Source organism: Streptomyces sp. XM4193 (assembly GCF_023072595.1).
Classification (GTDB): domain Bacteria; phylum Actinomycetota; class Actinomycetes; order Streptomycetales; family Streptomycetaceae; genus Streptomyces.
Genome location: NZ_JALLGK010000014.1, coordinates 16,601 through 40,087 on the forward strand (window position 1 = coordinate 16,601; position 23,487 = coordinate 40,087).

Below are 23,487 nucleotides of genomic sequence, written 5' to 3' on the forward strand. Positions count from 1 at the left end.
GCACCCGGCGGCGCACGCACACCGCCGACCGCGCCGGCCACCGCGCCGCGGCCGGCCCGCACCGGACGCCCCTCGTGCGCCGCACCGGACCACCGCCGCACCGCCCACCGCACCGCCCGCCGCACCACCGCCGCGCCGCCCGCCGGGCCGAGCCGACGCGTCGGGTCAGGGGCGGTCAACCGCCGTGGCACCGCCGCTCGTTGACGTCGGCCTGCGCGCACCGGGAATGACCGGCGACGCCACCGGCCCGCGCGCCCCGCCCCGCCCGTCGTGCTCGGTCCGTGCGCCCCGCTCGTCCCGCTCCTCCCGCCCGTCGTGCTCGGCCTGTGCGTCCCGCTCGGACGGCCGGGTCGCCGCGTCGGCCCCGGGGTCTGCGGCCTCCGCAGCGGCGGACTCTCCCGGTGCGTCCTGCGGCGCCCCGCCCCGCACGTTTTCCGTACGACCGCCGGCCGCTTCCGAGCCGCCCTCCGGACCCTGCCCCCCGTCCTTCCTCTCCGCCTTCTTCTCCGCCCGGTCCTCCGCGCGTTCCTCCACCCGGTCCTCCGCCTCCTCCTCCCGCGGGTCGTCCTCCGGGAAGTGCGCCAGGAGCCCCTTCAGCAGGTCGGGTTCGCGGACCGGTGGCGGCGTGTTCGCGGTGAGCAGCGGGAACGCCAGCCGCAACTGGACGAAGAGCGTGGGGTATTCGGGCCCGAAGGTCGCCGCCGCCGCGTAGAGCGAGTCCACGGCCGCCCGCAGCGGGTCCGGGTCGGTGGCGGCGAAGATCGCCGGCAGCGCCATCGCCTGCTGGAGCATGTACGGGACGCTGCCCTCCAGCGAGCTGACGATGCTGTGCGGCACCCGCTCCTCCTCGAAGAGCGCCTCCCAGGTGCGGTCGATGTGGTCGAACGGCGGCGGCAGTTCGCGCCCCTGGTCGAGCGCGTCCAGACCGCGGCTGACCCAGCCGATCTCGGCGAGGCCCGCCGCCGCGTACGCCCGGTACGCCGCCCAGCGCGCGATGGAGCGCTGTGTGCTCGGCGGCACGGCCTCCAACTCGTCGAGGAGGTCGCGGTCGATGGTGACCATGCCCATGACGTTGCCGCCGACCCGCCGCAGGCGCTCGCTCGGCATCCGCCCCTTCCACGCTGAGGTCTCGGCCCGCTGTCGCAGCCGCTCCTCGTCGATCTGGTGCTGCCGTCCCTCCCAGTCGACGAGGAGCGCGCGTTCCTCGTCGCTCGGCGGTTCCGGCAGCTCCCGCGCGAAGTCGTGCCAGTAGGCGGCGATCTCGCTGGTCTGCTTGATGACGTGGTCCGGCGACGGCGGAGCGGGCCAGAACTGGAGCAGATAACGGTCGTACCCGGGGTCGTTGGCCCGCCGGGTGTCCTGGTCGCGGGCCGCGTCCATGCCGACGGCGCTGTAGCGGACCCGGTAGTCGATCTCCTCCAGCTCCAGCTCCCAGAAGTCCTCACCGGCCCACTCGACGAGCAGCGTCTCGGTCGCCTTCGGCCGGAACGGAGCCTCGACGACGTCCTCCCACCTCTCGTCGGTGGGCGGTTCGGCGTCCAGCACCTCGACCGTGAAGCCCACATACCCGGTGTGCAGCCCGGTGTTGAGAAAGAGGCCGCCGGGCGCGCTCGCGCCGCACAGACCGTTCGACTGGCCGGCGAAGTACTCGTCCATTGCGTAGCCCCAGACCACGCTCTCCACGTAGATCTGGCCGTATCGGACATGTACCTCACCGTTCAGCACGGTTCGCATCGTGGTCCTTTGCTCGGAGGGCACCTGTGGGCGGAACGCCCGGGTGAGCGCCCAGGATGAGCACAACCGGGGTGCGCCGCGCCTCCACAACCCCTCGCACGAGTGATTGCTTCCCCTCGAACGTGCGGGGTCCGGTGCACGAGGGCGACGCCCGTTCACTCACAAGGTCGTTCATCACCCGGTCCGCCCGGCGAACGAAGTGGTCCGGATCGAACGGAGACGATCACGACGGGTTCGGACGGGCACCATGCGGGCGGCCCGGGCGCGATTCGGGGCGCCGCGGGCAGCGCCGGAACACGGGCGGAGGCCGGGCAGCGTGTCCTGGCGCCCGGCCGCGGGCGCGGGTATGGGGGTTGAACGCCGAGGGGGCCGAGGGGGTGTCAGTCCGGGCGCAGGGAGCGCCAGATGCGGTCCGGGAGAACGCGGGCGGCCGTGCGCAGGTCGATGTCGTAGAACGGCGAGAACCACCGGGCCGCCGTCTCCGCCACCGGCCCGACGACCAGCACGTCGATCACCTCCGGCGGCATCGGCGCGATCTCGCCCGCCGCGATGCGCGGACCGATCCACTCCGCGAGGGCCTTCCGCATCGGCTCCTTGGCCGCGCGGATCTGCTCGGCGTGGGTGACGAGGTACGAGGCGTGCGAGGAGGCGTGCACGAACCGCGCCACGTCCGGATGCTCCTCGGTGAACCGCAGATACGACTCAACGAAGGCACGTGTCCCGGTACGGGTCGTACGGGTGCGCAGCAGCGCCGCGTTCGTCTCGCCGCACAGCTGCTCCATGCAGCGGGTGTACAGGGCGGCGGCGAGGCCGTCGAAACTGCCGAAGTGGTGGTAGAGACTGCCCAGGCTGACACCGCTCCGCTCGGACACCGCCTGCACGGTGAACCCGGGCTGTCCGGCCGAGGTGTACAGCTCCAGAGCGGCGTCCAGCAGCCGTTCGGCCGTCTCTTCGCCCCGCCGCTGTTTGCGGGCCATGGCTCCGCACCCCCGCTCTTCCTCGTCCGCCGCCACCGACACGGCCGGAACCGTGCCGACAGCCGGACCCCAAGCCTAAGCGTCACCCTCGGCCCCCCGAGCACCTCTTGCCCCACACATCACTTCTCATCACACACACCGCTTGCATGGCACACGCCGCTTGCATCACACACACCGCTCCGGACACGTACGACGCGCAGACCCCGTCCACAGACCCCGTCCACAGCCCGCGTCCGTCGAGTCCGTCGCGTTCCTCCCGCCCGCGTCCGTCGCGTCCGTCGCGTCCGAGGGGTCGAACGCGTCGCGCTGGAGGACGATGCCCGTATGGGAACCAGTGAAGAGGACGTGCGGCGCCTGGCGCTCGCACAGCCCGAGACCACCGAACGCTCCTGCTACGGCACTCCGGCCTTCTACGTGGCCGGCAAGATCTTCGCCCGCATCCACGACGAACCCGGTGTGCTGGTGCTCTGGCGCGCCGACCTCGGCGAGCGCGAGGCGCTGCTCCAGAGCGAGCCGGAGAAGTTCTTCACCACCGACCACTACCGCGGACACGCCAGCGTGCTGGCACGACTGTCCCGGCTGCGCGCCACCGAACTGCGCGAACTGCTCGGCGAGTCCTGGTACGCCCGCGCACCCGCACGACTGCGCGACCACACGTCCTGAGGCGGCGGCAACACTTCGCGCGGGTTGACTTCAACTCGACTTCAGCTTCTAGCGTGCGTCCCGAACCGCGCCCGGCTCCCCGCCCGCGCACCCCCGCGCCCGCACTCGCACCCGCTGGAGGCACCGTGTCCGACTCAACCCCGCAGACCCCGCAGACCCGTCAGACCCCGCAGACCCGTCAGTCCGCGCAGACCCCGGCCGACACCCGTCTCCTCTTCCGCAACACCATGCGCATCCTGCCCGGCCGTCTGGAGGAGTTCGGCGAGGCGATCCGTCGTGCCGTCGCGTTCGCCGAACAGCGGGCACCGCAGATCCTGGTGGACGTCTTCGTCGACGAAGCCGCGTTGCGCGCCACCAGCTTCCAGCTCTACGCCGACTCCGACTCCGTGCTCCGGCACTGGCAGCTCTCGGACCCTTACATCCAGGACGTCATGGAGCACTGCGAGGTGGAGCGCTTCGAGGTCTTCGGCCGACCGTCCCGGGCGGTGCTCGACGGACTGCCGGCCCGCCCCGGCTTCACCGTCACCCCGCGGCTGACCGGCTACGCAACCCTCAACACGGCGGCACAGCAGGCGAGTTGAGCGCACCCACCGGGCCGCGCCGGTCCACCGCCGCATGCACGGCACCGGCGTCCGCGCGTGCGGGACACACGCCCGTACGGGACGTACGCGCACTCCGCGCAGGCCACCGCGCCCGGGGGCCCACCGGGCGCGGGTTCACAGACGGCTCATCGACGCCATCGCGTAGAGCAGCTCCACCACCGCCTGCTGGTCGCCCTGTTGGCCCTCCGCCGCCTGCCTCGGCGGCAGGTGGCCGGCCGCCAGGCGGCAGAACTGCACCTCGGGCAGCACCACTTCGCTGACGCAGTTCTCCGGGCCGGCGGGGCCCTCGGGGTCGTCCAGCGGGAGGTACCACTCGCCACCGCTCTCGCCCTCGATCCGCAGACGAAGGCTGCGGGACGCGGAACCGGGCCGGACGACCGGCATCGGCGGCGAGGCGAGTCCGGCCTGGCGGCGCGCGGCGAGTATCGAGGGCAGCATGGTCACCGCGACGGAGATCAACGTCCGCAGATGCTCGGGAACGGGCGGCGGGTACGGGTAGTCGACCGCTTCCGCGATGTCCGTGGCGTGGATCCAGGTCTCGAACGCCCGGTCCAGCAGGGCGAGTCGGAGCGGCAGTACGACACCGTCGCCGTAGGGCACGGCGATGTCCGCGACGCCCTTTCCGCTGAAGGCACAGGTTCGGATCAGCTCGTGTGCGTGCTCCCGCCAGGTCTCGCGCAGAGAACCCGGCCCTCCACCGGCGGTGGGCCGCTGGTCGAGCGGCTCGGAGTCCACCTGCTTCCAGAACGCCTCGGTACGGTCCTCCGGCCGCTGCCCCGTCTGCTCGCCACCACCGCGCCCGCGCACCGGGTCGGGCAGCCCGAGCGAGGAGGACACCATGCCGTCCACCGCGAGCAGATGGCCGAGCACGCCGCTCACGGAGGTACCGCGCCTGGTGGTCTCCTCGCCCTCGAACCACTCCAGTTGAACGGTGGCGTCCCACTCCTCGTCGCTCAGATCGGCGAGGAGCGCGTCCAGCCGTGCGGTCTCAGCGTCGTAGGGCTGCGCATAGTCGGGTACGGCGACTTCGGGCGCACGGGCGCTCAGACAGGCGCCGATCACCTCGGCGCGCAGCGCGGGCGCCAGGTCGAGGTTCATGTGGGGGTGCAACAGGCCGATCGCGCCCCGGAGTTGGTCCGCCTCGGACGCGCACGCCGCGCAGTCGACGAGGTGCTCCTCCACCTCCACGATCTCCTCGGGCGAACATGCGTGCAGAGCCCAGGCGCCGAGAAGATGCTGGAGGCGCAGATGGTCGCTGGAGTCGTCGTTCATCGTCTGTCCTCCTCCCTGGCCGCCCCGGACGCGTCGGCGATCAGCTGAAGGCCCACCCGCAGCCGGCGCGCCGCCTCCTGCTCGCTGATGTCCAACTTGGCCGCCGCCTGGCGGTAGTTCATGTTCCCCGTGTGCACGAGGTGAAGCGCGGAGCGCATGCCGGAACTCATCGAACTGAGAACCGCCGCCAGACACGCCACCTGCGCGAGCCCGGCCGTGTCCGCCGGAACCCCGGTGGCCGGAACATCGGGACGGGGCGGCTGCGACGACGTGGAATCCGCCAACGTTCTTTGCTGACGCGCCAGTTCGCACGCACTGGACGCGAGCCAGGTCCGCAGCCGACACCGCTCGGGGTCGAACTCCTGCGGACGCTCCCACAGTTGGGCGAACACCCGGACCACCAGATCGCCGGCCGCACGCTCCTCACCGGCCAACCGCGCCGCCACCGCGTGGACGAATCGCGCATGCCGGTCGTAGAGCTCGCCGAGAGCTGCGGCCTCGCCACGGACCAGGCGCACCTGAATCTGTCGTTCCCACCGCGCCGCGCCGTCCGGCGTATCGACCATGGCCTCCCCCTCCTGCTACTCGCGCGAAACCCGACCATAGTCCGCGCCCACCACCCGCGGGCGGGATTCGGGCGATACGAGCGACCACTGTTGTTCGCCACGAACACCGGCCAGGGGTGTGCGCGAGCGCGGATCGTTGACATTCTTTCTACAAGACGGAACGCGCCACCGACCACGCCACCACAAGCCGGGTCGGTCACCAGTCGCCGCACGCGCGACTCGTACGCCACCGAGCACGTACGAGCCCCGCGCAACCACCGGACCCGGCACGAACCCGTCTCCGCAGAGATGTCCGCACTCGCCCGCCCAGCCGCCCAGCCGCCGCTCAGAATCAGAGGGAAGACATGACCACCGCCGACCGGCCCGAAGCAACCGCCACCACCGCTGCCGCTGACACCACCGCTGACACCCTCACCACCACTGACACCGTCACCTTCACGGTCGACGCACCGACCGGCGCCGCGCGCGCCGGCCTGCGCTACGAACGCGGAGGCAGCGGCGAACCGCTGCTCCTCGTCCACGGCATCGGCCACCGCCTCGGCGGCTGGGACCCGGTGGCGGAGGCGCTGCGCGAGCGGTACGACGTGATCGCCGTCGACCTCCCGGGCTTCGGCGACTCGCCCCGGATGCCCGACGCCCTCCTCTACGACCTGGACGGCTTCTGCACCGTACTGGCTGGATTCTGCCGGGAGTTGGGCATCGAGCGTCCGCACGTCGCGGGCAACTCGCTCGGCGGGCTGATCGCGCTCGAACTGGGTCGTCGGGGCCTCGCCCGGTCCTCCACCGCGCTCAGCCCCGCAGGCTTCTACGGGCCGGTGGACAAGAAGCGCGCACTGCTGGCGCTGCGCCTCATGCGCTTCGCCGCCCGCGCACTGCCGCACTCGCTGATCGAGCCGCTGAGCCGTTCCACCGCGGGGCGCGCCCTGCTCACCGGCACGGTGTACGCCCGTCCCGCCCGGATCACCCCGGAACACACGGCAGCCGACGTCCACGGCTACCGGCACGCACCGGGCTTCGAGGCCACCGTCCACCACAGCTCCTCACTGCGGCTGCGCGGCGACGTCCCGGACGTCCCCGTGACGATCGCCTGGGGCTCGAAGGACCGGCTGCTGCCGATCCGCCAGGGCGCGGCGGCCAAACGCCTGGTGCCCGGCGCCCACCTCGTCCGACTCACGGGTCTCGGACACACCCCGATGGCCGACGACCCGGCGCTCGTCGCACGCGTCATCCTCGACGGCGCCGCCCGCACCGCCTGACCGGCCCCACCGACCTCACCGACACAGCCCACAAGACCGCCGGGGGCCGCCCTCCAACAGGCGGCCCCCGGCGAACACTTGGCTCCACCCCTCACACCGCCGCCCGGCGCGACTCCCACTCCTGCCTGAGCGACTTCGCCAACCCCTTCGACGGGTTCTCCTCAGCCGGGAGATGCACATTCGGGAACAGCGCGAGGAACCCCTGTACGGCTTCGAGTTCCTGCGGAGGCCCCAACTCGATGCTCGCCCATGAGCCGTCGGCGAACCCGAACTCGTAGAAGCAGGACGAACTGTCCCTTCGCTGTCGTATCCACCGAAGGTGGCCGAGGGGTATCTCCCAGCCGACCTCCGCCAGTTCGACACCCGTCGGCTCGATGTGCCGATAGACCAGCAGCAGCCGCCTGTCGGTGCACTCCAGCACCCGACGCGGCGACACCCGCACACGCGGGAACAAGGCACACACGAGACCGTCGCCGATCGTGCCCTTCCGCTGCGACGTCATCGGATTGGAGTCGAAAAGCCTCCGCGCCGCACGCCGAAGCGGCGCGAACAGACGAGCTATGGGTCTCGCTACGAATTCCTCCCACGGCGTCAAGAAGACACCCGCCAGGATCGATTCAATCTGATCGGACCGCTTCCGCGCTCCCTTGAGCACGCGGGGACGCCTTCTCCGTGCAGTGCGTTGCAGAGGGTGGTCCCGCACCTCTCGCGCACCCAGGAGCCGTTCGGCCCAAGCCTGCTCGGAGTACTGCTGCTTGCTCAGCATTGAGTTGCCTTCATGTTCGACGTGATCGAAGAACCGAGCCGACCCGGGATCGCACTGGACCGCCACTCCTCCCACGCAGCAAGTCGGCTCGCACCAGCGCCTCCCGCAGCCTGCCACCGAGGTGGGGCGCACAGACCCCCTGACTACCCGAACACCTCTTCGACCGAACGCTTCTGTGCCGGCTCGGGGCTCATCACACGATCTTCGAAGCTTCGCGGCCCCGGGCTGCGCTCGTAATCTTGCCTCTTCTCAGCCACAACCGGGTCCTCGTCCCCCAAAAGAGCCTCCTTGATCGGCTTTCCAGGTTTCGCGTCAATCGCCGTCTTGGTCGCCTTGCCGACAACAAACTTGGCGCCCTTGAGGAGCCGCTCTTCCTCGGCCGTTCGATCTGACTTTTTCTTCTTGTTGATTTCGTGAATCTTATCGATTGCCGTCTTCAATTTTTCGAGTTTCTGCCTTGCCTGCATGCGTCGTGACAAGCGGGCCAAACGCTCTGCGAGTTGAGCGGTGATACGCACACCGCGCGCCACCCGATAGGCGATGTTCGCCCCGGAGATCACTGCGCCGATGGCCGCGGAGGCACCGAAGGTGACCAGGGAGAGGATGGCGCTCGTCGCGGCGGTCACCGCGATGCTCTGCACCAGCTCGACAACGAGGTCGAGCATGAGCCGCTCCGCCTCGCCGCACTCGAGCGCGGCGAGCTCCAGCAACTCGGCCGTGGTGTCCATGTCGTCGGCCTCGCCGAGCAGGGCGAGCTCGAACCCGTTGGCAGCCACGCCGAACGCCGTGGAGGCCGGCCCCGTCCAGGACCGTTGCAGCGTCTTGCGCTCCGCCTGGAGGTCCTCGACGACGCCACGCAGGGCCGTCGCCTCATCGCGCCACTTCTGTGCGACCGCGAGAAGCTTCTCGTTGTCGCCGCTGACCTTCTCTAGCAGGTCGTCGACATTGAACTGCTTGAGCACGTCACGCACGATCTGGTCCAGAAACGAACCCGGCGAATCCGGCGTGTAGTTGATCCGCTGGAGCGCATCGCCCCTGCCAACCCCCTCCGCGGTCATCCGTTCGACCCCCCGAAGCGGACGGACTGCACATCTTCGTTGTCGTCGTAGCCACCCGCGGAGGCGCGGATGCCCTTGGCGATCAGCTCCATGCTGTCTATCGCATCGGTCAGATCCTTGGCGGCTTGGTCGGACTTGTCTTCGTAGTCCTTTTTGAGCGCGCCGGATTCCGGAAGCTTCCCGAATGCGTGATCCGGAATCGTCAGCGCCGAAGTTCGCTTCCTGATTCGCTCGATCCTCGCGGCAGCATCATCGACAGCCTTCGCGTAGGCGCGCAGTGCGCTGCTCTCCACGTCGTAGCCGTTGGTCATTGACCCCCCTCTTTCTGCATCACCCGGAAAACGACGGATCACTCGATACGCAGCCATGACGTATCGAGGCAGTCAATTCCCCCTCGCCTTGTCGCCCCTGGGCCCCCGACGGGCAGGCGAGTGAGCCGAGATTATCCACCGCGCAGGTGCACACACGGGCAGAACTGATGCTCTGTGAGAGACGACACTGAACGTGCACGGAGAGATGGGAGAGCCCGTGCCTGCAATTCCCAGTTGGGCAGATTGAGACAGTCGCACCGAAGAACACTCAAAGCGCGATTCCGCCTGCCGAATGCACTGACATTCTCCGTGCGATCCGCAACTACCGCTCGGCCCGCACGAGTTGAACGGCTTCTCTCGCGGCCCGCGGTGGCCGGCTGTCCCCCGTGAGAGCTACGCGCAGGTGTCCACCGCGCGGGGACGATTCGGCGGGCGGGCGTCCGTAGCGTTCCGATCAGTTCGCGGCGCCCCGCAGCGGGGCCCGGCGGACCAGGACTTCACGCCGAACTCGCCGCCCCGGAGGGCAAGATGACCCGCACCCGTACTCGTATCCGCTCCCGCAGGGCCGCCTCCGCCGTCGCGCTGTGCTGCGCCGTCGCCGGGGTCGGTCTCGTCGGCTGCGACGAGGACGGGGCGAACGGCGCCGACGCCTCCGGCAGCCCGAGCGCCGACAGCAACGACAACACCCGCAAGGACCGCGAGACCGGCAAGGACAGCGACGGGCAGGCGGACGCGGACACGAAGACGTTCGAGGGCACGCGGAAGATACGGGTCGACGGCCGGTCGGTGAACGTCTCCTGCTCCGGGAAGCCGGCCGACGGACGACCGGTGGTCGTCCTGCTGCACGGCGGTGGCCACGACGTGACGAAGATGGCCGAGTTCCAGAAGTCGCTCGGCGCCAAACAGCGGACCTGCTCCTACGACCGCCCGGGCGCGGGCGCCAGTGCCAAGCCGGTCGGCCGGCAGAGCCTCGCCGACAGCGGGAAGGTCCTCACCGGCGTACTGGACGCGGTGGCGGGCGACAATCCGGTCGTTCTCGCCGGGCACTCTCTCGGCGGGGTGATCGCCGCCCGCTACGCGCCGGACCACGGCGACCGCGTCAAGGGCCTGGTCCTGATGGACGCCACCTCGCCCACGCAGGGCGCCGACCTCACCCGTGACGTGCCGAAGTCCGCCGAGGGGCAGACCGCGCAGCTGCGTGACCAGACCATCGCGGCCCTGGAGGGCCAGAACCCGGAGCGGCTGGTGGTACCGGACGGTGAGGTGCGCTCGGCCGGCAACATTCCGGTCGAGGTGGTCCAACACGGCGTACGGCACCTCGCCGAGTTCCCGGAGCACGGCGAGGCCATGGAGAGGTCGTGGGCCGAGGGCCAGAAGAAGTGGCTCGCGTTGTCCAGCGCGAGCAAGCTGCGCACGGCGACCAAGAGCGCCCACGACATCTACCTCGACGAGCCGGCCGTGCCCGCCGCCTCGATCACCCGAGTCGTCGCGCAGGTCACCGACCGGGGCTGAGCCGGTCAGGCCGATCCGGGCAGGCTCGCCGGTCAGGCTCGCCGGTCAGGCCGAGCCGCACACTCCACACACTCCGCGCGCCCGGGGTCCGTACGGCGGGAGGGGGGCTGTACGGACCCCGGGCGCGCGGCTGAACCGCCCGTCCCGGCCCTGCGTCCTACCGCGTGTGCCCGGTGGCCGACCGGGCCGGCAACGCCAACTGGGAGTCACCGCACGCCAGTTGAGGGGCGCACCGCCTCGGGACAGCGTCGGGCCCCGCCCCGCGGCCGGCCGAACCGGCGCACTCGGCCCTCCGAGGCGCCCGAGACATCCGGCCGCCGCCCCGCGCCGCAGGGCGCTGCCACCGCGTCCGCGAACCACCCGCGTGCACAGACCGACCGGACGGGACGACCGCCGAGATGAAGCATCTTCGCCAACTACCCGCTCGCTGGCAGCAGTTGCCGGTGTACGTACGCGATCTGCCGCTGGGCCTGCTCGTACTGCTCGGCTCGCTCACACCCTCGCTGCACAACAAAGGGACGCAGATCGGCGGAGTCCCGGACCGCCCGTTCGATCTGCTGGCGCTGGCCGCCATCGCGTTGCAGTGCCTGCCACTGGCGGTGCGCAGACGCTTCCCGGTCGTGGCCGTCGTACTGGTGGTGGCCGGTTTCGCCGTCGACCAGCTGCGCGGGTACCACTCGTTCGCGGGCAGCGCCCTGCCGATCGCGCTGCTGAGCGCCGGTGCGCACGTCGAACGTCACCGCCGCCTCACCTTCGGCCTGCTGGCCGCCTCCTATGTGCCGTTCGCACTCGCGCTCGGGCATCTGGGCTCCGGCGAGGGGCCCGCGGGCTACCTGCTGTTCCTGATGGCGGTGTCGCTCGCCTGGGGCGCGGGAGTCTGGCTGCGCAACAGCCGCGCCGAGGAGGTCGAGCGCCGACGACGTGTCGCGGACGAGACCCGTACCGCCGAACGCACGCGCATCGCACGCGAGTTGCACGATGTGGTGACCCACCACGTGACCGCCATGGTCGTCCAGGCGGAGGCCGCGAAGTACCTGACCGCCGCGCCCGACCGCCTCGACGCAACGCTCACCTCGATCAGCGACACCGGACGCCGGGCGATCACCGACCTGCGCCATCTGCTGGACCTCCTCAACCCCGAGTACGCCACCGCGGGCAGCAACGCCGGTGGTGGACAGGCCCGTTCGGGCGAGCCGAAGGACGACGGACCCCAACCGGCCGCCCCCGCCGACGACGCGCGAGAACCGCACACGCCTCCGCTGCACACCCTCGTCGAGCAGACCCGCGCCGCCGGTCAGCCGGTGGAGTTCGAGGAGGAGGGGCGTCCGTCCGAACCGACCGGCAGCGCCGATCTGGTCGCGTACCGCGTGGTGCAGGAATCACTCACCAACGCGCTCAAGTACGCCCACGGAGAGCCCACTTCGGTCCACGTACGGCACGGCGAGCGCCACCTGACCGTTCAGGTCACCACCCTCCCCGTGGCGCCCTCCGCGACATCCGAGATCGACAAGCCACACCCCAACCCGACGCGTCCACCGGGCAGTTCCCCACGACGTCGGTCCGCCTCCCTCGGCGGAAGCGGACGCGGTCTGGCCGGACTGCGAGAACGAGTCGCCGTGCTGGGCGGCGAGTTCGCCGCCGGCCCCGCGGACGACGGAACCTTCCGCGTACGAGCCCGCGTCCCCACCGGCAGACCGTCCACCGCACCCGCGCAGGGCTCCGACCCCGCCGAGAGCCCCGCCGTACCCTCGGACGAAACCGCGCCCACCGGAGGAGCCCCGTCGTGACCACCGCCCCCGCGACGGGGAACGAACAGCCCGCCGACTCCACCGTCCGCGTCCTGATCTGCGACGACCAGGCCCTGGTGCGAACGGGGCTGGTGACGATCGTCGACGCGCAGCCGGACCTCGAAGTGGTCGGCGAATGCGGCGACGGACGCACCGCCGTCGAACTCGCCGACCGACTCCGCCCGGACGTCGTGGTGATGGACGTCCGGATGCCCGTGCTCGACGGCATCAAGGCCACCGCGCAGCTCGCCGGGGCCGGAGTCGACCGGCCGGTGAAGGTCCTCGTGGTGACCACCTTCAACCTCGACGAGTACGTCTACGAGGCGCTGCGCGCCGGAGCCTCCGGTTTCCTCCTCAAGGACGCCCCGCCCCACCAACTCCTCCAGGGCATCCGCACCGTGGCCGGTGGCGCCGCCCTGCTGGACCCCGAGGTCACCCGCAAACTCGTCGGCACCTACGCCGCACGCATCCGCCCCGCCGAAGCAGCCACCCACCGCGAACTCCGTCTCACACCACGCGAGTTGGAGGTACTGCGCCTGGTCGCCGACGGCCGCTCCAACAGCGAGATCGCCGCGGCCCTCACCATCAGCCCCGAAACGGTGAAGACCTTCGTCTCCCGCATCCTCACCAAACTCGACCTCCGCGACCGCGTCCAAGCCGTCGTCTACGCCTACCGCCACGGCCTGGCCACCTGACAGGCCCGACCCACTCTGCGGTCGTCCGCGGGATCCCTACGTCACCGCAGTCCCGACATGACAGCTGAACGAACTGGAAAGCATGAGCTGCTACTTCCAAACAAAAAAGACAGCACTGTGGAATCCATCGAATGCAGTAGCTCGGATATTTACCGAGCAGATTGAAACAGTTTCGCAAATCCTTGGAGTCGACTCGGGACTCACGCACATCATTGAAGACGAGTGCGAGATAGATGGCGCGCTTTTCGTGCCGTTTGCGAACTTGTTGCGCGAAAGACTTTCAACCACGAACAATCTTGCGCTTCGAGCCCTCCTACAAGGAGTTTCTGATGTTTGCACAGTGATCGCATATCGAGGAGACTGGGACCTGACTCCTGAGTTCAGGGAAATGAACCCGTGGCAGGAGACACATGAGAGGATTGCTTGGAGTATGCCCGTCGGGCAATGAGCGCACGCGTAGAACTTTGCAAGCGGAGGAAAGTTTGCGGGAATTTCTTAGATCGAGATACGCAGAAAATCGAGGTGCTCGCCGAGTGAACGAAGTATTCACAGTGGACTTTGATGGCAACTCCACACCTGACGTAGATGACATAATCTACGCGGGATTGGATGACATGAGACATCTCCAGCGCGTACCTCTTCTGACTGAAATTCTGAACAATAGAAGCGCGCCAATCTATGATCGTTATCTCGCGTGCCTCACTCTCGTCACCTGGGGTGAGACCGCAGGGTATGAGGCGCTGAAATCGGCAGCGACTTCCGTTCCGAAGACGGGATGGACTGAAGTGTCCATCGACCGTCATTTCTCGGTGAACGACACATACGGACACTTCCTGACCGCACTGGATGACAGTTCGGAAATCTCAGAATACAAGGGTAACGAAATCCCAAGGATAAGCGCACTTCGTGCACTCATCGAAACGGCGGACCGGGAATATCTTGGCACCAAACTTGGCTATATTCCAGGGCCGGAGGATGCCGCCAGATCCATTAACGAAATCCGCAACACCATTCTTCGCGGCGCAGACGCCCTTACCTCACAAGGCGAGCCTTCATTCGATCTATCGACTCAGCTTGTAGATCTAGCATCAACTATTGCCTCTACTCACGGAATTATTTCGGTTGAATTGGCCTCCAGGGTACTGGGAATCACGAGATCTCCACGTGCTATTACGCACGCGGTTTCCATCGCAGAGTGGGTAGACGGAGAAGAAGGCGAGAAATTCGGTGAACACCTTCTGAACATCGCAGACACGGACACCCGAGAACTCGTCGCAAACAAGCTAAATGAAGCACGCAAAGCGTAGACCCATCAACTACTGGCAAGCGCATCTGCCCTGTTACGCATAGTTTCAGAAATACCCCGGGCTACTCGACGAACCGGTGGTGGACTGCGCAATTCAGTCAGCGTGATAAGCGGAAGCCGGAGCGATCGCCGTGCGCACCGGAGTCTCCGATTGCTTCTGATGGGCGCCCCGTCGATGCGCCCGCCCATCGCGAACTGCGACCCACCGACAGACAGCGGTAGCCGTCACTGGGAGCAGCGCGCACTGAGATGCGGCGTTGGAACAGTGGGTACGTAGGTGCGCGGAGATGAACTCCTGCGTGTGGGGGTGGTGTTGGGCCCAACAGGGAGAGTTTGGCGCGGGCAGCGGCGGGGGCGCACCCGGGAGTTGTGAGGTTACGCGGGCGTCGGCGCGGTGGTAGCGGTGTTGAGGGGCAACAGCCGTGCGGCGGTGGCGGGTTGGGCTACTGCTTGGTGGTGTCGCCGGAGTCCGAGTCGCCGTCGGCGGCTGCGGGGTTGTCGGTGACGAAGGAGCCCATGCCGGGGTGCGTGGTGATGAGGCCCTCTTCCCGCAAGGCGCGAGTGACTTTGCGAATGGTCGGACGGGACGTGCCGAACTCCTGCTCCATGCGCACCTCGGAGATGAGTGCACGCGGGCCGTATTCGCCGCTGGCGATCCGCTCGCGGATGACCTCGGCGATCTGCTCCCACTTGGGGAATCTCGGGTCGAACTCCATCACCCTTGGACTGTACGCATGCACGCCTGGTCGAACATAGTAGCTACCAGGAATTACTAGGCCTTGCCAGGGGTTTACAGGTTGGCTACGGTGGCAGAGACAGAAGACCCCGGCGACTGCTTGCACCAGTCCCGGGGCGTGGCCAACCTGGAATGAGGCAGGTCGACATGAAGGATGTTATCGCCCGTATCGCTGCCGGACGGCGGCGTACCGAAGCGCCCGACGAGCCGCTGGACGGGGACGCCTCGCGGCTCGTACGGCCGTACCTGCTCGCTGCGGAGCGGGAGTGGGAGAAGGCCGCCCGGAGGCTGTTCCACACCTCGGCGGTGCCATGTTGAGGATCAAGGTGTACGCGGTGAACCCGCGCACCGGTGAGCGACGCACCATCAAGGCCGAGCACGTCGTGGACGCCAAGGAGTGCAGCCCGTTCCAGCTGAGCATGGCGCTTCCGCCGTGCCGGTGCCCGATCCATCGGGAGAAGACCGAGCGCGAGGAGGAGCAGTTGGGTGGACGTTGAGCGCGGCTGGCGCCACACGGTTCTCACGACCCTGCTCACGGCACTCTCGGTGCTGTTCATGGGCCTGAGCCTCTGTCGCCTCGCCAACTGACCGCTCAGTACGCCCGGTTGACCCCTCAGCTTCCGGGAGAGGTTCGCGGATTGTGCTCCAGGCCCCCACAGGACCGATGCCCCCGCTACCGTCGAATAAGGCGACAATGGTTCGACACTGGTAGGCAGTTCGGCCTGAGGGGGCACGCGCAGCATGAGCTTCGGCGGTGGCGACGACAGCGGTCACGCGACGACGGGCCACCAAGGCACGCGTACGCGCCTGCCGGAGAGCGAGGGCGGCGCTAGACCGACCCCCATGCGGCCCGGCAAGAGCATGCTGGTCGTGGTGGGTGTCGTGATGCTGCTCATCGGTGCCATCGCGTTCGCGACGCGTGGCGAGGAGAGCGACGGCGGTCGCGGCGACGACGCCAAGGGCGAGCAGGCTCAACCGACCGCGCCCACGGGCGAGAAGCCGGTGGGCGGCAGGGGCGAGGGCATCCCGTCCGGCTTCGCACAGAGCCGGCAGGGGGTCCAGAGCGCGGCCACCAACTACGCCGTCGCGCTGGGCGGGGACGGCATGTTCCAGAAGTCGTCGCGCGACGCCATAGTCACCACTATCTACACGGTCGGCAGCGGGGAGAAGCTGCGTCCGCGGCTGGACAAGGCGTACTCGGAGAAGTTTCTCAGCAACGTCGGCCTCGATGAGGCGGGGAAGGCACCGGCAGACTCCACCTTCGTGTCACGGACGACCCCGATCGGCGCCAAGGTCACTGATTACACGTCGAGTTCGGCAACGGTGGAGGTCTGGTGCATCGGTCTGATCGGCCTCACCGGCGAGGACTCCACCACGCCGGTGAAGCAGTCATGGTTCACCGTCACACAGAAGCTCAGCTGGACAGACGGCGACTGGAAGATCACTTCTTCGCAGCAGACCGAGGGCCCCAGTCCGGTGCCTGGTGACAACCGTGCCTCCTCGGCGGATGAAATCGCCGAAGCGGTGGAGGGGTTCGGAGGGTTCACGTATGCGCGCTAAACGACTTCGACGGGTTCTTGCGCCTGCGCTCGCGGCCCCTGTGCTCGCGCTGGCGTTGTCTCGACCCGCTGTTGCCGACCCCTCCCCGAGTCCCACTCCGAGCGATGAGGAGAGCGAGGATCCCTGCGACCTGGTCTCGGGGTTGGCCCGCGAGTACTGCGAGGAGGGGGACGGAGCCACCGGCGGCGGTGGTGGCGGTGGGAACGAGCGGAACGAGACGGTCGACACCCTCGACCCGCTCGCCGCGCTCGCGCGGGGCTGCGGCGAGGCGGCGTCGTGGACGGTCGAGAAGCTGTCCGACGCCGTCAACGCCACCGCCGACGTGGACTTCACCAACGCCGCGTTCCTGCGCCAGTACGCCGTGGTGTTCGCCGCGTCGACGATCCTCACGCTGATCCTGTGGCTGCTGGCGGTGACCAAGCGCGCCATCAGGGGCGTTCCGATGGTGACGGCGATCAGTGAGGCGATCGGCTTCCTGTGGCTGGTGGTGCTGGCCTCCGCCTTCACCCCGCTGGCGCTGTACGCGATGGTCTCGGCCACGGACGCGGTGACGGACATCATCGCCTCGGGCACGGGGTCGCAGACGGACAAGTTCTTCGGGACGTTCTCCGAGGCGCTGGAGAAGGGCGAGGACATCGGCGGCGGGCCGATCATGCTGATCGTCGTCTCGCTGGTCTCGGTGCTCGCGGCTGGTGTGCTCTGGCTCGAACTGGTCATCCGGGCCGCGCTGTTGTACGTCGGCGCGCTGCTCGGCGTGGTCGTCTACAGCGGGTTGGTGGACAAGAACCTCTGGGGCCACGTGCGCCGCTGGGCCGGCATCATGATCGCGGTGATCCTGGTGAAGCCGGTGATCATGATTGTGCTCGGCCTGGCCGGTGCGTTGTCCTCGGGAGACGGACCGGACTCGTTCTCGGCGATCGTTTCCGGACTGGCCATCATCATTCTGGCCATCTTCGCCTCGGCGATGATCTACCGCTTCGTGCCCGGGTTCGGCGACGAGATCGTCAAGCACCGTGCGGCGAGCGCCGATCCGGCCTCCGGCAAGGCGGTGGCGGCGGTGTCCACGCCGGCGGCGATGCTGCGGCAGGGCATCAACACCCACTCCGCGCGCGGCGGCGGCAACGCCTCCTCCGCTCCGCAGCAGGGCCAGCAGAAGCAGCCCAACTCGGTGGCCGGCGGCGTCGCGGCGCACGGTTCGCGCAGTGCCGCACCGCCGCCCCCGCGCCAGGGCAACTCGGGCAACAGCGGTGGAGGTAACCGCCGATGACCACTCCGCACGTCACCGCACCGCGCCGCACGTACGTCATCGGGCGGGCCCGGCCGAACGCGATCGTCGGCAAGAACCGGGAGACCGGGGAGATCGCGCTGATCGTCGTCGGGGCGTTCCTCGGCATGATGAGCGGCCTGCTGGTGCCCGTACTCTCGTTGCGGATCGTGATGCTGGTCGGCCTGCCGATGCTGGCGCTCGCGGTGGTGTACATGCCGTACGGGGGCCGGACGTTCTACCGCTGGTACGAGATCAAGCGCTCGTACCGGCGTCTGCTGCGCAAGGGAGATGCTGTGTACCGTTCGGACGCCGCGGAGGCCGGGGTTCGGCTGGACGGGCGCGAGGTGGAGGTCGGTCCGCCGCCCGGGGTGGGCCGGATCAGCTGGCTGTCCGCGCCGTTCGGGCCGGACGAGATCGCGGTGCTGCTGCACGCCGACCGCCGTACGGTGACGGCCGCCATCGAGATCGAGGGCCCGGGTGTGGGCCTGCGCGACAGCGAGGACCAGGAGGCGCTGGTCGACCGGTTCGGCACGCTGCTCAAGCACGTGGCCAACGGCGACGGCTACGTCACCCGGCTCCAGATGCTGGCCCGTACGCTGCCCGCCGACCCGGACGCGCACGCCAAGGACGTCGCCCAGCGCGGCGACGCTGCGGCCCCCGAGTGGTTGCGGGAGTCCTACGAGCAGCTCCAGTCGATGGTGTCGACCTCCAGCGAGCAGCACCGCGCCTATCTGGTCGCCTGTATGACGTACGGGCGGGAGCTGGCGGCGGAGGCGAGCACGCTGGCGAAGGCCGCGCGCAGTTCGCGCGGTCGCAAGCTGTCGAAGGACGAGGGCATCGCGTTGATCATGACGCGTGAACTCACCGACATCTGCGCCCGGTTGACCGAGGCGGACATCAGGGTGCGGCAGCCGCTCGGGCAGGGCCGGATGGCCTCGCTGATCCACTCCATGTACGACCCGGACCATCCGATCGACCACCTCCAGGCGATGACGATGCGCAACGCCTGGCCGGCCGAGCTCGACGCGACGGAGGCGACGTACCTCCAGGCCAAGACCCGCGAATCGCTGACGCGCGAGCCGTGGTGCCACTCGACGGCCTGGGTCAAGGAGTGGCCGATGACTCCGGTCGGGGTCAACTTCCTCGCCCCGCTGCTCGTCCACACCCCGGACGTGATCCGCACCGTCGCGGTCTGCATGGACCTGGAGCCGACCGAGGTCGCCATCGAGCGGATGCTGACGGAGAAGACCAACGACGAGGCGGAGGCGTCCCGTCAGGCGAAGATGAACCGCACCATCGACCCGCGCGACGTCGCCGCCCACGGCCGGGTCGACCAGCGCGGCGACGATCTGGCCAGCGGCGCGGCGGGCGTGAACCTGGTCGGCTATCTGACCGTGTCCTCCCGCAACCCCGACGCGTTGGTGCGGGACAGGCGCACCATCCGCGCCGCCGCGGGCAAGAGCTTCCTGAAGCTGGAGTGGTGCGACCGCGAGCACCACCGGGCGTTCGTGAACACCCTGCCGTTCGCGACCGGTATCAAGCGTTGAGCGGCTGCCGGAGGCTGAGCCGCAAGCGCACGCCGGGGGCGTCGGGGGCGTCGGGCATGCCGGAGCTGCCGGGGGCGACAGGGGCCCGGGTGACCGACGGCCGGGGGACGGACGCCGGGAGGACGGACGCCCGGGTCACGGACGCCCGGGTGACGGACGGCTCGCGGGGTACGAGTGGTGTACGGGGTGTGCGTGCGGCGCGGGACGCGGGGGCTCCGCGGGGCACGCGAGTGAGGTGGTCCGCGCGGGATGCGCGGGCGGTGTGCAGGACGAGGAAGGAGCGGGCGAATGGCCGGATTTGACCCCATCACAGCGATCACGGACGCGTTCACCAGCTTCGTACTCGGCAAGACCGAGACGACCCGTACGCCGGTGCGCACCTCCACCGGGCAGGCGCAGGCCGTCTATCTGCCGACCGCCGCGCCCGGCCTCGGCGACTCGGGCGTCATCATCGGCCGCGAGGTCTACAGCGGCAAGGGCTACATCTACGACCCGTTCCAGCTCTACGGGCAGCAGCTGCCCGCCCCGCACTGGCTGGTGCTCGGCGAGTCCGGCAACGGCAAGTCGGCGCTGGAGAAGACGTACGTGCTGCGCCAACTCCGGTTCCGCGACCGGCAGGTGGTCGTCCTCGACGCCCAGGGCGAGGACGGCGTCGGCGAATGGAACCTGATCGCCGAGGAGTTGGGCATCACGCCCGTACGGCTGGACCCGACTGCCGCGCTGGACAAGGGAATTCGGCTCAACCCGCTCGACCCGTCGATCACCACCACCGGTCAGCTGGCGCTGCTGCGCACCATCATCGAGGTGGCGATGGGCCACGGGCTGGACGAGCGCGCCGGCTTCGCGCTGAAGGTGGCGCACAGCTACGTCAACTCCACGGTCGTCGGCCGCCAGCCCGTGCTGACCGACATCGTCGAGCAGCTGCGCCACCCCGAGGAGGAGTCGGCGCTCGCGATGAACGTGGCGCTGGAGGACGTGCGTTCCTGGGGCCTGGACGTGGCGCTGGTCCTGGACCGGCTGGTCGACGGCGACCTGCGCGGCATGTTCGACGGGCCGACGACGGTCGGCATCGACCTGGACGCGCCGCTGACGGTCTTCGACCTCTCGCACATCGACCGCAACTCCATAGCCATGCCGATCCTGATGGCGATCGTCGGCGTCTGGCTGGAGCACACCTGGATCAGGCCCGACCGCAAGAAGCGCATCTTCCTGGTCGAGGAAGCCTGGCACATCATCAACAGCCCCTTCGTCGCCCAACTCTTCCAGCGGCTGCTGAAGTTCGGACGTCGGCTGGGTCTGTCCTTCGTCGCCGTGGTGCACCACCTCTCCGACGTGGTCGACGGCGCCGCGGCGCGCGAGGCCGCGGCGATCCTCAAGATGGCCTCGACCCGGACCGTCTACGCCCAGAAGGCCGACGAGGCCCGGGCGACCGGCCAGGTCCTCGGGCTGCCGCGCTGGGCGGTGGAGATCATCCCGACGCTCGCACCCGGTATCGCGGTGTGGGACGTCAACGGAAACGTGCAGGTCGTCAAGCACCTGGTGAGCGAGGCGGAACGGCCGCTGGTCTTCACCGACCGCGCGATGACCGAGTCCTCCCCCGGGCCCGGCCTCGAACCGGCCTCGGAGATGGACGAGTTGGACCAGGCGCTGGAGGCCGAGACCGAACGGCGGGCGCTCTCCTTCGAGAAGGACGACGGAAGTTCCGGCGCGCTGCCGGGCGGAGCGATGGGCCACGGGGGCCACGGATTCCCCGGGCGAGGTGGTTCCGCGCGGCACAGTTCGACGGCTGACGAAACGGTGGCGTGAGAATGCCGGAGTACCCGGAGCACGGCGACGCGGGCGGGCGGCAGGGCGGCGGAGGCCGCAGTTCCGGCGGCGTGCCGGACGGTCTGCTGCTCGGACTGCTGGGTCTGCTGCTCTCCTCGACGGTGCTCGTCTGGCTCGCCGCCGGCCTCTCCGCCCTCATGACGCACGGGAGTTGGCCGAGCGGCGTCAGCATCGGACAGAGCGCGAGCGCGGTCCGAGCCCTGGTCGGCGAACCGGGCGACCCGGCGAGCGCCTGGCCGCGGGCGTCCGCGGACGAACTGGCCCGACCCGGGCTCTTCTGGGGCCTGCTGGTGGGCCAGTTGATGCTGCTCTTCACCGCGGCCGTAGTGGTGATGAGCGCGCTGACCAAGCGGCGCATCCGCCGCGCGGAGCGCCGGGCGGCACGCGAGGAGGCCCGCCACGCGGGCGCGCAGGCCCGCCGGGCGAGCGCCGAGACCCGCCCCACCGGCACGCAGGACCACACCGCGGCGGACGCGGGTGCTTCGGGCGCTTCGGGTGTTCCGGGCTCGGGTGCTCCGGGTGTTCCGGGCGCTTCGGGTGCGCGGCTGCCCGGCGTCGGTCCGGGGGCGTCCGGCACCCACGAGACGTCGACGGACACAGCCACGCAGGCGAACTCCTACGCGGAGAAGGGCAGTTCGGCCTACGGCCCGTACACGCAGAGGGCGTCCGGCAGCCGTTCGGGCGCTGCGGCGGCAGCTGCGGCGGAGCAGCACGTACCGCACGTACCGCAGACACCGGCGGCGCAGCCCGCACAGCCCGCCCGGTACGCACCGACCGCCGAGCCCGTCCGGACCGAGCCGGGGACCTCGCCCCGGGCCGAGGACCCGGCCGGTCCGCAGGCCGGGCAGGGGGCGTCCGCCGCGGCGCTGATCGCACCGTTCGGCTCGTCGGTGGTGGCCGACGCCGCGCCGCTGCCGCGCGACGCGTCCCCCGCGGAGGTGCTGGCCGAGGCGAGCGGACCGGCGCTGGTGGTCACCGCCGACCCGGCGCTCTGGGCCGAAACCGTGGGCGCACGCGGCAAGTTGGGGCCGACGCACCTGTACGACCCGACCCACACCACCGACGCGCCCGTACGGCTGCGCTGGTCGCCCGAGCGCGGCTGCCAGGACATGGAGACCGCCGCCTCGCGCGCCGCAGCCCTCCTGGCACCCGTACGCAGCCCCGCGAAGATCGACGAGACGACCCACGAGACCGCGCTCACCCTGCTGCGCTGCGCCCTGCACGCGGCGGCCGTGGACGGGCAGCCGTTCAAGCAGGCGCACCGCTGGACGACGGTGGCCGGTTCGGCGAGCGACGCGGTGCGGATACTGCGCAAGCACAAGTCGGCTCACTCCGGGGCGGCGGGCGAGTTGGAGGCGGCACTGATCGGCCACCCGGAGCGGCGCGACGAGGCCACCGCACTGATCCGGCACGCCTTCGACTGCCTGGCCCAGCTGCATGTGCGCAACTCCTGCACGACGAACAGAGCCGATGTCCTCGCGTTGGAATCATTCGTCGCCGAAGGGGGAACGCTCTACGTGCTGGGCGATTCCCGGGAGGACCCGCGCCGTGATCCGGGCGCGATGCCGCTGGTCACCGCCCTCACCACACACGTGGTCGAGCTCGGCCGCCGCATGGCCGCACGGTCATCCTCCGGCCGGCTCGACCCACCAATGACCGTGGTCCTCGACACCCCCGCGACCGTGGCACCGCTGCCCACCCTGCCGGTGCTCCTCGCCGAGGGTCCCACCTACGGGCTCGACGTCCACGCGTACCACCGCTCCCCCGACCAGGCCGCCGCCTGGTGGCCGGAGCTGCGCGCCCGCGTCTGACGGCACCGGCAGGCGGCACCGGCACCGCACCGCACCGCACCGCACCGGCGCGCGAGTTCACACGGGACGAAGCCGCACCGGCAGGCGGCGTCAACTCCGGGCCGCCGGCCGGTTGTTGAGGTACGCGCGCGCAGCCGGCGGTTACCCGACCGGCCCGCCACCGCCGCAGGCCCGCCGCCACGGCCCACTGTGCGGCGTCCACCGCCACGCGCCCGCCGTCACGACTCGCTGCCC

General features: G+C 69.7%; 22 protein-coding genes and 1 pseudogene. 15 read left to right on the forward strand and 8 right to left on the reverse strand.

The window, feature by feature from the left end; translation table 11 throughout:
- Positions 1–165: 165 nt before the first annotated feature.
- The gene (locus MTQ01_RS24455) at positions 166–1,725 is read right to left on the reverse strand and encodes a hypothetical protein (protein ID WP_308294443.1); all 1,560 of its coding nucleotides are present in this window, start codon (positions 1,723–1,725) and stop codon (positions 166–168) included.
- Between the two features lie 389 nt (positions 1,726–2,114).
- The gene (locus MTQ01_RS24460; RefSeq protein ID WP_247493054.1) at positions 2,115–2,711 is read right to left on the reverse strand and encodes a TetR/AcrR family transcriptional regulator; all 597 of its coding nucleotides are present in this window, start codon (positions 2,709–2,711) and stop codon (positions 2,115–2,117) included.
- Between the two features lie 324 nt (positions 2,712–3,035).
- On the opposite strand from MTQ01_RS24460, the gene MTQ01_RS24465 reads away from it, so the two are divergent.
- Both MTQ01_RS24465 and MTQ01_RS24470 read left to right on the forward strand, forming a co-directional pair.
- Positions 3,036–3,374, forward strand: coding sequence for an MmcQ/YjbR family DNA-binding protein (locus MTQ01_RS24465; RefSeq protein ID WP_247493055.1), 339 nt, complete (start codon positions 3,036–3,038; stop codon positions 3,372–3,374).
- A gap of 125 nt (positions 3,375–3,499) precedes the next feature.
- A complete protein-coding gene (locus MTQ01_RS24470) occupies positions 3,500–3,955 on the forward strand; it encodes a hypothetical protein (RefSeq protein ID WP_247493056.1) in 456 nt (151 codons plus the stop codon).
- A 135-nt stretch (positions 3,956–4,090) separates the two neighbouring features.
- Here the strand turns inward: MTQ01_RS24470 and MTQ01_RS24475 are convergent, their stop codons facing one another.
- A complete protein-coding gene (locus MTQ01_RS24475) occupies positions 4,091–5,248 on the reverse strand; it encodes a maleylpyruvate isomerase N-terminal domain-containing protein (RefSeq protein WP_247493057.1) in 1,158 nt (385 codons plus the stop codon).
- Positions 5,245–5,814, reverse strand: a complete 570-nt coding sequence (locus tag MTQ01_RS24480; RefSeq protein WP_247493058.1) for an RNA polymerase sigma factor — start codon at positions 5,812–5,814, stop codon at positions 5,245–5,247. The genes MTQ01_RS24475 and MTQ01_RS24480 overlap by 4 nt, the downstream gene beginning before the upstream one ends.
- Positions 5,815–6,158: 344 nt before the next feature.
- On the opposite strand from MTQ01_RS24480, the gene MTQ01_RS24485 reads away from it, so the two are divergent.
- Positions 6,159–7,070, forward strand: coding sequence for an alpha/beta fold hydrolase (locus tag MTQ01_RS24485; RefSeq protein ID WP_247493059.1), 912 nt, complete (start codon positions 6,159–6,161; stop codon positions 7,068–7,070).
- Between the two features lie 91 nt (positions 7,071–7,161).
- Here the strand turns inward: MTQ01_RS24485 and MTQ01_RS24490 are convergent, their stop codons facing one another.
- From MTQ01_RS24490 to MTQ01_RS24500, 3 genes are all read right to left on the reverse strand, one after another.
- On the reverse strand, positions 7,162–7,506 hold the full coding sequence (locus tag MTQ01_RS24490) for a hypothetical protein (RefSeq protein WP_247493060.1): 345 nt from the start codon (positions 7,504–7,506) through the stop codon (positions 7,162–7,164).
- Positions 7,507–7,979: 473 nt separating this feature from the next.
- A complete protein-coding gene (locus MTQ01_RS24495; RefSeq protein ID WP_247493061.1) occupies positions 7,980–8,894 on the reverse strand; it encodes a WXG100 family type VII secretion target in 915 nt (304 codons plus the stop codon).
- Positions 8,891–9,205 carry a hypothetical protein gene (locus MTQ01_RS24500; protein WP_247493062.1) on the reverse strand — a complete coding sequence of 105 codons (315 nt, stop codon included), beginning with the start codon at positions 9,203–9,205 and terminating at the stop codon, positions 8,891–8,893. The genes MTQ01_RS24495 and MTQ01_RS24500 overlap by 4 nt, the downstream gene beginning before the upstream one ends.
- Positions 9,206–9,733: 528 nt before the next feature.
- Between MTQ01_RS24500 and MTQ01_RS24505 the strand changes: the two genes are divergently transcribed.
- From MTQ01_RS24505 to MTQ01_RS24525, 5 genes are all read left to right on the forward strand, one after another.
- Positions 9,734–10,717 (forward strand): alpha/beta fold hydrolase, encoded by a 984-nt coding sequence (locus tag MTQ01_RS24505; RefSeq protein ID WP_247493063.1) that lies wholly within the window; start codon positions 9,734–9,736, stop codon positions 10,715–10,717.
- 398 nt (positions 10,718–11,115) lie between these two features.
- Entirely contained in the window at positions 11,116–12,504 is a 1,389-nt protein-coding gene (locus tag MTQ01_RS24510) for a sensor histidine kinase (RefSeq protein WP_247493064.1), read from the forward strand.
- Positions 12,501–13,199 (forward strand): response regulator transcription factor, encoded by a 699-nt coding sequence (locus tag MTQ01_RS24515; protein WP_247493065.1) that lies wholly within the window; start codon positions 12,501–12,503, stop codon positions 13,197–13,199. Before MTQ01_RS24510 ends, MTQ01_RS24515 begins: the two co-directional genes overlap by 4 nt.
- Before the next feature lie 82 nt (positions 13,200–13,281).
- Entirely contained in the window at positions 13,282–13,647 is a 366-nt protein-coding gene (locus tag MTQ01_RS24520; protein WP_247493066.1) for a DUF6086 family protein, read from the forward strand.
- Between the two features lie 85 nt (positions 13,648–13,732).
- Positions 13,733–14,506, forward strand: coding sequence for a hypothetical protein (locus MTQ01_RS24525; protein WP_247493067.1), 774 nt, complete (start codon positions 13,733–13,735; stop codon positions 14,504–14,506).
- Between the two features lie 442 nt (positions 14,507–14,948).
- Here MTQ01_RS24525 and MTQ01_RS24530 read toward each other — a convergent pair whose 3' ends face one another.
- Positions 14,949–15,221: a winged helix-turn-helix domain-containing protein gene (locus MTQ01_RS24530; protein ID WP_282614110.1), complete on the reverse strand. Its 273-nt coding sequence runs from the start codon at positions 15,219–15,221 to the stop codon at positions 14,949–14,951.
- 167 nt (positions 15,222–15,388) lie between these two features.
- Here MTQ01_RS24530 and MTQ01_RS24535 point away from each other — a divergent pair, with 167 nt between their 5' ends.
- The 7 genes and pseudogenes from MTQ01_RS24535 to MTQ01_RS24565 all read left to right on the forward strand — a co-directional run bounded on the left by MTQ01_RS24535 (position 15,389) and on the right by MTQ01_RS24565 (position 23,253).
- A complete protein-coding gene (locus tag MTQ01_RS24535; protein WP_247493069.1) occupies positions 15,389–15,559 on the forward strand; it encodes a hypothetical protein in 171 nt (56 codons plus the stop codon).
- Positions 15,553–15,738, forward strand: coding sequence for a hypothetical protein (locus MTQ01_RS24540; RefSeq protein ID WP_247493070.1), 186 nt, complete (start codon positions 15,553–15,555; stop codon positions 15,736–15,738). Before MTQ01_RS24535 ends, MTQ01_RS24540 begins: the two co-directional genes overlap by 7 nt.
- Positions 15,739–15,982: 244 nt before the next feature.
- Positions 15,983–16,801, forward strand: coding sequence for a hypothetical protein (locus MTQ01_RS24545; RefSeq protein WP_247493071.1), 819 nt, complete (start codon positions 15,983–15,985; stop codon positions 16,799–16,801).
- On the forward strand, positions 16,791–18,068 hold the full coding sequence (locus MTQ01_RS24550; RefSeq protein WP_247493072.1) for a hypothetical protein: 1,278 nt from the start codon (positions 16,791–16,793) through the stop codon (positions 18,066–18,068). Before MTQ01_RS24545 ends, MTQ01_RS24550 begins: the two co-directional genes overlap by 11 nt.
- Complete coding sequence (locus MTQ01_RS24555; protein WP_247493073.1) at positions 18,065–19,615, forward strand: SCO6880 family protein; 1,551 nt, start codon at positions 18,065–18,067, stop codon at positions 19,613–19,615. The genes MTQ01_RS24550 and MTQ01_RS24555 overlap by 4 nt, the downstream gene beginning before the upstream one ends.
- 288 nt (positions 19,616–19,903) lie before the next feature.
- Positions 19,904–21,298: pseudogene (locus tag MTQ01_RS24560) on the forward strand (ATP-binding protein); the annotation flags it as partial.
- Positions 21,299–21,423: 125 nt separating this feature from the next.
- Positions 21,424–23,253, forward strand: a complete 1,830-nt coding sequence (locus MTQ01_RS24565) for a type VI secretion protein (protein WP_247493075.1) — start codon at positions 21,424–21,426, stop codon at positions 23,251–23,253.
- The last annotated feature ends 234 nt before the right edge of the window (positions 23,254–23,487 follow it).

Coding starts and splice junctions, on each gene's coding strand:
- MTQ01_RS24500 (WP_247493062.1), bottom strand. CDS start 9,205: ATGACCAACGGCTACGACGTGGAGAGCAGCGCACTGCGCGCCTACGCG.
- MTQ01_RS24540 (WP_247493070.1), top strand. CDS start 15,553: ATGTTGAGGATCAAGGTGTACGCGGTGAACCCGCGCACCGGTGAGCGA.
- MTQ01_RS24485 (WP_247493059.1), top strand. CDS start 6,159: ATGACCACCGCCGACCGGCCCGAAGCAACCGCCACCACCGCTGCCGCT.
- MTQ01_RS24565 (WP_247493075.1), top strand. CDS start 21,424: ATGCCGGAGTACCCGGAGCACGGCGACGCGGGCGGGCGGCAGGGCGGC.
- MTQ01_RS24520 (WP_247493066.1), top strand. CDS start 13,282: ATGAGCTGCTACTTCCAAACAAAAAAGACAGCACTGTGGAATCCATCG.
- MTQ01_RS24505 (WP_247493063.1), top strand. CDS start 9,734: ATGACCCGCACCCGTACTCGTATCCGCTCCCGCAGGGCCGCCTCCGCC.
- MTQ01_RS24465 (WP_247493055.1), top strand. CDS start 3,036: ATGGGAACCAGTGAAGAGGACGTGCGGCGCCTGGCGCTCGCACAGCCC.
- MTQ01_RS24545 (WP_247493071.1), top strand. CDS start 15,983: ATGAGCTTCGGCGGTGGCGACGACAGCGGTCACGCGACGACGGGCCAC.
- MTQ01_RS24535 (WP_247493069.1), top strand. CDS start 15,389: ATGAAGGATGTTATCGCCCGTATCGCTGCCGGACGGCGGCGTACCGAA.
- MTQ01_RS24460 (WP_247493054.1), bottom strand. CDS start 2,711: ATGGCCCGCAAACAGCGGCGGGGCGAAGAGACGGCCGAACGGCTGCTG.
- MTQ01_RS24550 (WP_247493072.1), top strand. CDS start 16,791: ATGCGCGCTAAACGACTTCGACGGGTTCTTGCGCCTGCGCTCGCGGCC.
- MTQ01_RS24510 (WP_247493064.1), top strand. CDS start 11,116: ATGAAGCATCTTCGCCAACTACCCGCTCGCTGGCAGCAGTTGCCGGTG.
- MTQ01_RS24480 (WP_247493058.1), bottom strand. CDS start 5,814: ATGGTCGATACGCCGGACGGCGCGGCGCGGTGGGAACGACAGATTCAG.
- MTQ01_RS24555 (WP_247493073.1), top strand. CDS start 18,065: ATGACCACTCCGCACGTCACCGCACCGCGCCGCACGTACGTCATCGGG.
- MTQ01_RS24495 (WP_247493061.1), bottom strand. CDS start 8,894: ATGACCGCGGAGGGGGTTGGCAGGGGCGATGCGCTCCAGCGGATCAAC.
- MTQ01_RS24530 (WP_282614110.1), bottom strand. CDS start 15,221: ATGGAGTTCGACCCGAGATTCCCCAAGTGGGAGCAGATCGCCGAGGTC.
- MTQ01_RS24475 (WP_247493057.1), bottom strand. CDS start 5,248: ATGAACGACGACTCCAGCGACCATCTGCGCCTCCAGCATCTTCTCGGC.